We start from the raw sequence: 9058 nt of genomic DNA, 5'->3' as shown, positions 1-9058 counted from the left end.
GCAAAATCTCTTTTTTGGCGGTGACAATTGCTACTGCAAGCTTTGCAGTGTTTGCAAATAAAGGTAGTAGTCAAGTAGAAAACGATGCCTTATCCATAAGCAGAAGTAAGGTTAGAATTTAGCGATGAAAAGAATCAATCTGGTTTGTGTGTTTCGGTCTTATTGCCTACCGATCTATAAATGACTACAGCGGGTCATTAATTACATTTCAGATTCTTTAAACTACTTCGGAGCAATGGGGTGTTAGATGGTTGCTCCAAAAATCCTTTGGTTTTGGAAACCAAATAGTCAGCCAGTAATTCTTTAATGATGTGTTATTTCACTACACAAAATGCTACACGACGATATTTAGGAGGCATAACCTCTTGAATTCTTAGTGGTTTTCTTTGGATATCTGCTCTCATAGTCTTTTGGTCCCAGGTTCAAGTCCTGGTGGGCCCACCAATGAAATTAACGACTTAGAGAGATTCCTAAGTCGTTTTTCAATTGAATCCCCTAAGCGCTAAGTCTAATTGCTTGCTATGCTTTGTTATATTTTTAATTATTTGAATGCAATTCATGAACATCAATTCCGATTACACCAAGAGGGTCGTAATTAATCACCATGATTTACCTTGGGTGCCTAGCCCTGAGGTAGGTATTGAGCGGCGTATGCTTGATCGAATTGGTAATGAGGTGGCAAAGGCGACCTCTATTGTTCGTTATCAGCCTGGCTCGCAGTTTCAAACGCATACCCATGAATTTGGTGAAGAGATATTAGTGCTCGATGGAGTATTTAGCGATGAAACCGGCGACTATCCTGCTGGTAGCTATATCATGAATCCCCCTGGATCTTCTCATGCACCCTTCAGTAAAGCCGGCTGTACTCTTTTTGTGAAATTGCGCCACCTTGGCGTTGATCAAGTTGAGCGAGAGATTATTGATACCAAATCAGCCCCCTGGTACCAAGGTATGGTGTCTGGCCTCACTGTGATGCCTCTCATGCGGCAAGGTAGCGGTTCTACTTTAGTTCGATGGGCGCCTCAAACCTACTTCAACCCTCATAAACATTATGGTGGCGAAGAAATCTTTGTGGTTGACGGTGTATTTGAGGATGAGCATGGGCGCTATCCGGCCGGCTCATGGATTAGAAGTCCTCATCTAAGTCTGCATCAGCCTTTCAGCAAAGAGGGGTGCACTATTTTTGTCAAAACCGGGCATCTATTAAGCTAGGTGATAGAGTTCAATCATTCTGTAGTGCAATAAAAGGGGAGCGGTGAATAAAGAGACTAAGGGAATGCTGATTGGATTTATCGGCATTCTGATATTTAGCCTAACCTTACCGGTGAGCAAGATTGCCGTTTTGAGTTTTGATCCCTATTTCATCGCATTTGGCCGTGCTGCTCTAGCTGGTGCAGTGGCTATTGCCTATCTTGTGTATAAAAAAGAGGAAATACCTCAAAAGACCGATTTTGCTAAGTTTGTAGTAATTGCTTTGGGTGTTGTATTTGGCTTTCCTATTTTTACGACTGTAGCAATGACGCAGGGTTCATCCTCTCACGGTGCCGTCATTCTGGGTATGATGCCGCTAGCAACAACTGTGATTGGGGTTATCCGGTTCAAAGAGAGACCTTCTCTCGGATTCTGGATAGTTTCTTTATTGGGCGCCGTCCTTGTGGCGGTGTATGCACTATTAAAAAATTCTGGCAGCTTTACAAGCGTTGATGCCTTGCTAGTGCTTGGTGGTATTTGTGCATGTATTGGTTATGTAGAGGGCGGGGATTTATCTCGGAGGATCAACCCCCGTGCTGTTATTTCATGGGCTTTAGTGATTTCCTTGCCCATCAACCTGCTGATGTCTTATGTCACGTTCGAGGCAAGCTATTTAGACCTAGGTATTTTTCCTTGGACCACATTCGTGTACTTAAGTCTATTCCCGATGTTCCTTGGATTTTTCTTTTGGTATGAGGGCTTAGCGATTGGCGGTATTGCGCGCGTTAGTCAGGTGCAGCTGATTCAACCCTTTTGCACTTTATTAGCAGCCAGCATTTTGTTGGGGGACTCATTAACTCTAATGAATGTGGTCTTCGCAATATTAGTGATATCCACCGTCATATTGGGCAAGCGCATGCTGGTCAAGAGGACCTAATCAGCTGAAGTGAGATTATCACTTCAGCGTAATTTATGGCAACCAGTGAATAAAGTCTTCTTTACTACGCCTTACTTTTTTCAAGGTAACCAACCAATCTTCATCTGTTTTTCTGTAGCCTAAAGGTAGCATGATGACACTTCGCAATCCTGTGGCCTTTAAGTCCAAAATTCTATCTAGCGCTTCGGGATCAAAACCTTCCATTGGGGTGCAGTCCACCTGCTCTTCGGCGGCTGCAATTAAAGCAGTCCCTAAGGCAATTTAGGCTTGTTTAGCTGCATGCGTGAAATTCGTTTCTGGATCGCGTAGCGGGTAGTCACTCAGTAATTTCTGGCGATAAATTGTTCCAGACTCACTTTTAAAGTTCCGCAGCTTTTCAGTCATATCAAATGCTGCATTGATGCGCTCAACTGTGTAGGTATCCCAGGCTGCAAAAACCAATAGATAAGAGCAGTCTGTAATTTGAGTCTGACCCCAAGCAATTGCTTTAATTTGTTCGCGAATACCCGCATTGGTAATAACAAAAATTTCATAAGGCTGAAGACCGCTGGAGCTGGCTGTCAATCGAATTGCTTCTAGGATGTTCTCTAGTTTTTGAACTGGGACAGCTTTAGTTGAATCCATCTTTTTCGTGGCATAGCGCCATTGCAGCTTATCGATCAGCGTCATTTCATTTCCTTGGGAATATGGGGTATTTAATTGGTTGGTTTGATATTAAAGCCTTTAAAATATCAGTACTTATTTTTGTTATTTTTATAACCTTTTGACATAATTGCTTCCAAAAATGAAATCCTTCCCTCGACTATTAATCACGCTACTGTAGTTATTCTGAAGTAATGAATTTTAATAAAAGGATTTAAATATGAATTTCACACCCAAATTACTGGCTGCTCTATTGATGGCTCAGTGTGCTGTTACTTTTGCTAAAGGTAGTGCAGACACTATTTTTTATGGTGGCCCAATTGTTACTGTGAACGCTAAGAACGATGAGGTTCAAGCTCTTGCGGTTCAGAACGGCAAGATTGTTGCAGTGGGCTCTAAAGATGCTGTTGCTAAAGAATGGCAGTCAAGCAGCACTAAGGTCGTTGATCTTCAAGGTCAGACTTTAATGCCAGGCTTTGTTGAGCCGCACGTGCATATTATGGTGACATCAGTTTTTGAAGGTCTGGGCTTGAATCTCAGTAATTTCACGTTGCCGTATGACACCAAGGAGACTTTGATTGCAAAAATGAAGGCTCATCTAAAAACGATTCCACAAGGTGGTTGGTTATTTGGGTTCGGTGTAGATCCATCACGTACAACACCATTTATGGCAGAGTTAACTGCGGATGATTTGGATCAGGTTTCCAAAGATGTGCCAATCTTTATCGTCAATCAATCTGGTCATATTGGCTATGTAAACCATAAGGCTATTGAGTTAGCCGGCATTTCCAATAAAACTCCAAATCCTCAGGGTGGTGGCATCTATGTCAAAGATGCTAAAGGTAATCTCACTGGAAAATTAGTGGAGCCACCTTCCTATTTACCATTTATGTCGAAGATGCCCACCCCTTCTGAAGCTGAATTATTTGGTGCTATTCAGGGGACTATGAAGAAAATGGCTTCGACAGGGGTGACAACAGCCTCTGATATGAGTGTTGGCGGTAATTTTGGTGTGGATAAAGAGGTTGCAATTTACAAAGCTATCTTTGCAAAAAAGCAATCACCAATCAGGGTGCGTGGTTACTTGTTCAGTGAAACTTTGCCGGCTGGCTATAACGCCATTAAGCCAAATGATGGGGATGATCAGCTACGCTTTATCGGTATTAAATACATTACGGACGGCTCAACCCAAGGTTTAACTGCAGCACTGAAAGAGCCCTATAGCTATCCAAAGAACTCCAAATGGAGCGGTGCTTTGAACTTTAAAGATGCCGATATTTATACCTCGATGAAGTCGTATTTTGATCAAGGTTGGCAAATTTCTTCTCACTCTAATGGTGATAAAGCTATCGACCAGGCGCTCAATACCTACTCGAAGCTTTTAGCAGGCAATCCAAAGCCTCAAGATCGTCGTTTGCGTATTGAACATTTCACTGTGAATAATGAATCTCATGTTAAAAAAGCCGTTCAGTTGGGTGTAATACCAAGCTTCACTATTGGTCATGTAGATTATTGGGGTGCTGCGTTCAATGATCACATTATTGGGTCTGAGCGTGCAAAGCGTATTGACCCGGCTGGAGACTTTAAGCGCTTAGGTGGAAAATTTACACTCCACAGCGACTCCCCAGTTTCCAATGTTGGCCCATTGAACTACATCAGCGAAGAGGTGACTCGCTTGTGGCAGTTGCCGCCTCAAAAAGTCCTAGGACCCGATCAAGCAGTTTCAGTGGATGATGCAATTCGTGCCATTACCATTGATGCGGCTTATCAAGTATTTGCAGACAACATTGTAGGTAGCCTCGAAGTAGGTAAACAGGCTGACCTGGTTATCCTAGAAAAGAACCCACGCAAAACACCTCCTGCAGAAATCCGCAACATCAAAGTTAAAGAAACTTGGATTGACGGTAAGAAGGTTAGTTTATGACCATGCCGTACTAACTTAAGTGCACTTAGATTGCCAATCGCACATAAAAATGCCAACCCTTGGGTTGGTTTTTTTTAGATTACTACTTAGGTCATGCGCTGTCTTATCAAATGCTACCTGCCATGAATTATCCAATGATTATCTGGCATTAGTCCTCATTCCCGATCAGGGCGCCATATTTTTTTAGTGTAAATAACACGATCTAGACTCTCGGTATTCTGAATTGGAATATTACATATGAGATTCATATACTTCTCAGAGGCAAGTTCTTTGTACATGATGACTCTAATGAAAAATTTCTTGTTCTTATGGAGTGGTTATGAAAATCTGTGTAATCGGTGGGGGTGGTGCAATTGGTGGCTACTTGGCTGTGATGCTAGCAAGGGCCGGGAATGACGTTACGGTGCTAGCTCGTGGGGCAACTTTAGAGGCGATTCAAAAAAACGGCTTGAACTTAATTTTGGAGAACCATGAGGCGCCACTTCATGCCACTGTAAAAGCGGTTGGAAAGCTTTCTGAGGTGGAGACTCCAGATATTGTTATGTTGACCGTTAAAGCCCATCAGGTTGAGCCTATCGTAGATGATCTTGCTGGAATAATGGGGCCAGATACCGTTTTAATTCCAATGCAGAATGGAATTCCTTGGTGGTATTTTCAGCGCCTGAATGGCAGCTTTGAAGAGCATGCCGTGGCAACCGTTGATCCCGGTGGCGTGATTATGAGAAAGATTAATCCAGCCAACATCATGGGATGCGTAGTTTATCCGGCGACCTTTACGCAATCTCCTGGCGTCATTCAGCATGTTGAGGGAAATCGCTTTCCGATTGGCGAGTTGGATGGATCGATTTCTGAAAGGGCGCAGAGAATCTCTGAAATGATGACCCTTGCTGGATTTAAGTCACCCATATTAGATGACATTCGTGCCGAGATTTGGTTAAAACTTTGGGGCAATATGACCTTTAACCCTATTAGCGCTCTAACTCATGAGCATTTGGAGGGTATTTGTCAATTTCCGCTCACCAAAGATCTGGCTCGCAATATGATGACCGAGGCTCAAGCTATTGCTGAAAAACTGGGCGTGGTATTTAGAGTTGATATTGAACGACGTATTGCTGGCGCGGAAAAAGTTGGGAAGCACAAAACATCGATGCTGCAAGATCTAGAGGCTGGGCATAACTTGGAGATTGACGCATTGCTGGGGTCAGTCATTGAGCTGGGTCAAATCACTCAAACGCCAACCCCTTGTTTAAGTACGGTCTTTGCTTTAACTAAGCTACTAAATTCTAGAGTTCAGTCATCCCACGGGCATCTAGCCTTACCTATGGCAGCTTGAGCCCTACCTTCCGAAGTCATGTAGTACCTATGCTGTATCTTTACCCGCCCTTGATGGGCGGGTTTTTTACTCCGACTTTCCAGCTGGGATTCCCTTCCACCACTCACCTTTAAATTGAGTCTGAAGCCAGTCAATACATTGGCTCACTTTGGTAGGAACGTGTTTTGGCGAAGAAAATACCGCATGAATTTCTTGGGTCGGCAACGACCATTCTTCCATAACGGGCTTCAGAACTTTATCTTTGACAGATTGGTGCGCCACATACCAAGGCAGCACCGCCAAACCCATGTCGGTTCTTGCGGCCGATAGGATGGATGAGAGGTTATTTGAGGTGAATGGGCCACTCACTTCAACCACTTCATTTTTATTATTTCCATTGGTAAAGCTCCAGCGATGATCGCCTTGAACCGTGGTGTAAATTAGTGCTCGATGTTTATGAATATCCCCCGGATTTTTCGGTGCTGGATTTTTTTTCAGATAACTAGGGCTGGCAACCAAAACCCACGGATTCTCCCCAAGTAGGCGCGACCCAAGGGAGGAGTCAGGTAAACGACGCATTCGGATTGCGAGATCTACTCCTTGCTCAATCAGGTTGATGTAGCGATCGTCCATATTGAGGTTCACTTCAAGCTCTGGATGGTGCGACATGAACTTCAGAATAGACGGCATCAGCACGCGCCTTCCAAAGGCAACTGAAGAGCTGATGGTTAACTTTCCTCGAACCTTGGACTGCAATAGTGAGGCTAAGTCATCAGCCTCCTCAATCTCGCGCGCAATTAACTTACATTTTTCATAGTAGAGCTTACCAATTTCTGTGGGCGTTACTCCGCGAGTGCTGCGGTGAAGTAGGAGTACGCCTAGGCGTTTCTCCATACTGGCAACAAACTTAGTGGCTGTTGGTTGAGTGATTCCCAAATCTTCAGCCGCTTTACTAAAAGAGCCTGTCTCAACGACTCTAATAAAAAGAGAAATTCCTTGTACGCGATCCATGAATAGATTCTTTAGCTAACAAAAGGACTTTTTACACTATTCCATGGAGGAATACTAGATATAGATTTGGTGAGGTTCTCAAAGCATTCAAATTTGTTGATGATTCAGTCATAACAAAACTAGGAGACAAACCATGGCAAAGATGAAAGCGGCAATGGCAGCAGTGTTGGTAATGGAGAAGGAGGGCGTAACCCAAGCTTTCGGCGTGCCAGGTGCGGCAATTAATCCTTTGTATGCGCAAATGAAAGAGCGTCAATCAATTGCACATGTGTTAGCCAGGCACGTAGAGGGTGCTTCGCATATGGCTGAGGGCTATACCAGAGCAGCCCCTGGAAATATCGGCGTTTGTATCGGAACTTCAGGCCCCGGAGGTACCGACATGATTACCGGCTTGTATTCTGCGCAGGCTGACAGTATTCCAATTCTTTGCATTACTGGCCAAGCACCACGTGCAAAGTTACACAAGGAAGATTTTCAGGCAGTCGATATTGCTGCTATTGCCAAGCCGCTGACGAAGATGGCTGTGACTGTTTTGGAGCCAGCATTAGTTCCCAGAGTATTTCAACAGGCCTTTCACTTGATGCGATCAGGACGTCCAGGCCCGGTATTAATTGACTTACCTATTGATGTGCAGATGGCAGAAATCGAATTTGATATCGATACTTATGAGTCATTACCAGCATATAAGCCACAAGCTACTCGTAAGCAAATTGAAAAAGCGCTAGAAATACTAAATGAGTCTGAGAATCCACTCATTGTTTCTGGTGGAGGCGTAATTAATGCCGATGCTTCAGATTTGTTAGTGCAATTTGCGGAGTTGACTGGTATTCCGGTCATCCCAACTTTGATGGGGTGGGGCAGTATTCCTGATAATCACCCTTTGATGGCCGGTATGGTTGGTCTACAGACATCTCATCGTTATGGCAATGCAACGATGCTGGCAAGTGACTTCGTATTGGGTATTGGTAATCGCTGGGCTAATCGCCACACTGGCTCTACTGAGGTGTACTGTAAGGGTCGAAAATTTATACACGTAGACATTGAACCAACACAGATCGGTAGAATTTTTACACCAGACTATGGAATCGTCTCAGATGCCAAGGCTGCATTGCAGTTATTTATTGAGGTGGCTACGGAAATGAAAAAGGCTGGCAAGCTGAAAGATCGTGGTCAATGGGCTACTGAATGCCTATCTAGAAAAAATTCAATTGCGCATCAGCGCAAGACAAATTTTACAGAATCTCCAATGAAGCCTCAGCGCGTTTACCAAGAGATGGTCAAAGCATTTGGTGAGGATGTAACGTATGTCAGTACGATTGGTTTATCGCAAATTGCTGGCGCACAATTCTTAAAAGTCTTTAAGCCTCGCCATTGGATTAATTGCGGGCAAGCTGGCCCATTGGGTTGGACTGTGCCAGCGGCACTGGGTGTGAGAGCTGCTGATCCAAGTAGAAAAATTGTTGCTTTATCTGGAGATTATGATTTTCAATTCATGATCGAAGAGTTGGCAGTTGGTGCGCAATTTAAATTGCCATTCATTCAGGTGCTGGTCAACAACAGTTATTTGGGTTTGATTCGTCAAGCGCAACGTGGATTTGATATGGACTACTGCGTTCAGCTAGCTTTTGATAACGTCAATACTCCTGAGAGTGATGGCATTGTGAAGGGTTATGGCGTTGATCACATCAAAGTGGTGGAGGGCTTAGGCTGTAAGGCCATTCGGGTTGAGCGAGAGGAGCAATTAGCACCAGCGATTGCTCAGGCCGAAGCCTGGATTGCAGAGTTTAAAGTGCCTGTCGTGGTGGAAGTGATCCTAGAGCGCGTTACAAATATCGCCATGGGTACAGAAATTGACAACATCAATGAGTTTGAGCCTTTAGCCAATTCCATTGAGGATGCTCCTGTCGCTGTATTGCAGTCTTAATTTTTTCAAGTTGTCATTAAAGGAATCTAATGCCCCGTTTTGCCGCCAACCTCACCATGCTGTTCAACGAAGCACCGTTCTTGGAGCGCTTTGCGCTGGCTAAGACAGGTGGCTTTA

The 9058-nt window shown here is 44.0% G+C and carries 6 protein-coding genes and 2 pseudogenes; 6 read left to right on the top strand and 2 right to left on the bottom strand.

What is annotated here, in order from left to right; all coding sequences use genetic code 11:
* Positions 1-558: 558 nt before the first annotated feature.
* Positions 559-1212, top strand: coding sequence for a cupin domain-containing protein (locus B7X71_RS08840; protein WP_293599234.1), 654 nt, complete (start codon positions 559-561; stop codon positions 1210-1212).
* Positions 1213-1255: 43 nt separating this feature from the next.
* Entirely contained in the window at positions 1256-2128 is an 873-nt protein-coding gene (locus B7X71_RS08835; protein ID WP_293599233.1) for a DMT family transporter, read from the top strand.
* Between the two features lie 33 nt (positions 2129-2161).
* On the opposite strand, the pseudogene B7X71_RS08830 reads toward B7X71_RS08835, so the two are convergent.
* Positions 2162-2797: pseudogene (locus B7X71_RS08830) on the bottom strand (NAD(P)H-dependent oxidoreductase).
* Positions 2798-2990: 193 nt separating this feature from the next.
* Here B7X71_RS08830 and B7X71_RS08825 point away from each other — a divergent pair.
* Positions 2991-4694, top strand: a complete 1704-nt coding sequence (locus B7X71_RS08825; RefSeq protein WP_293600536.1) for an amidohydrolase — start codon at positions 2991-2993, stop codon at positions 4692-4694.
* 319 nt (positions 4695-5013) lie between these two features.
* Positions 5014-6027 (top strand): 2-dehydropantoate 2-reductase, encoded by a 1014-nt coding sequence (locus tag B7X71_RS08820; protein ID WP_293598277.1) that lies wholly within the window; start codon positions 5014-5016, stop codon positions 6025-6027.
* Positions 6028-6093: 66 nt separating this feature from the next.
* Here B7X71_RS08820 and B7X71_RS08815 read toward each other — a convergent pair whose 3' ends face one another.
* The gene (locus tag B7X71_RS08815) at positions 6094-7017 is read right to left on the bottom strand and encodes a LysR family transcriptional regulator (RefSeq protein ID WP_293598276.1); all 924 of its coding nucleotides are present in this window, start codon (positions 7015-7017) and stop codon (positions 6094-6096) included.
* A 133-nt stretch (positions 7018-7150) separates the two neighbouring features.
* Between B7X71_RS08815 and gcl the strand changes: the two genes are divergently transcribed.
* Entirely contained in the window at positions 7151-8941 is a 1791-nt protein-coding gene (gcl, locus tag B7X71_RS08810; protein WP_293598275.1) for a glyoxylate carboligase, read from the top strand.
* Between the two features lie 29 nt (positions 8942-8970).
* A pseudogene (locus tag B7X71_RS08805) lies at positions 8971-9058 on the top strand (hydroxypyruvate isomerase); the annotation flags it as partial.

This window comes from Polynucleobacter sp. 39-46-10, from assembly GCF_002282275.1.
This window is presented reverse-complemented; position numbering and strand designations above follow the sequence as displayed.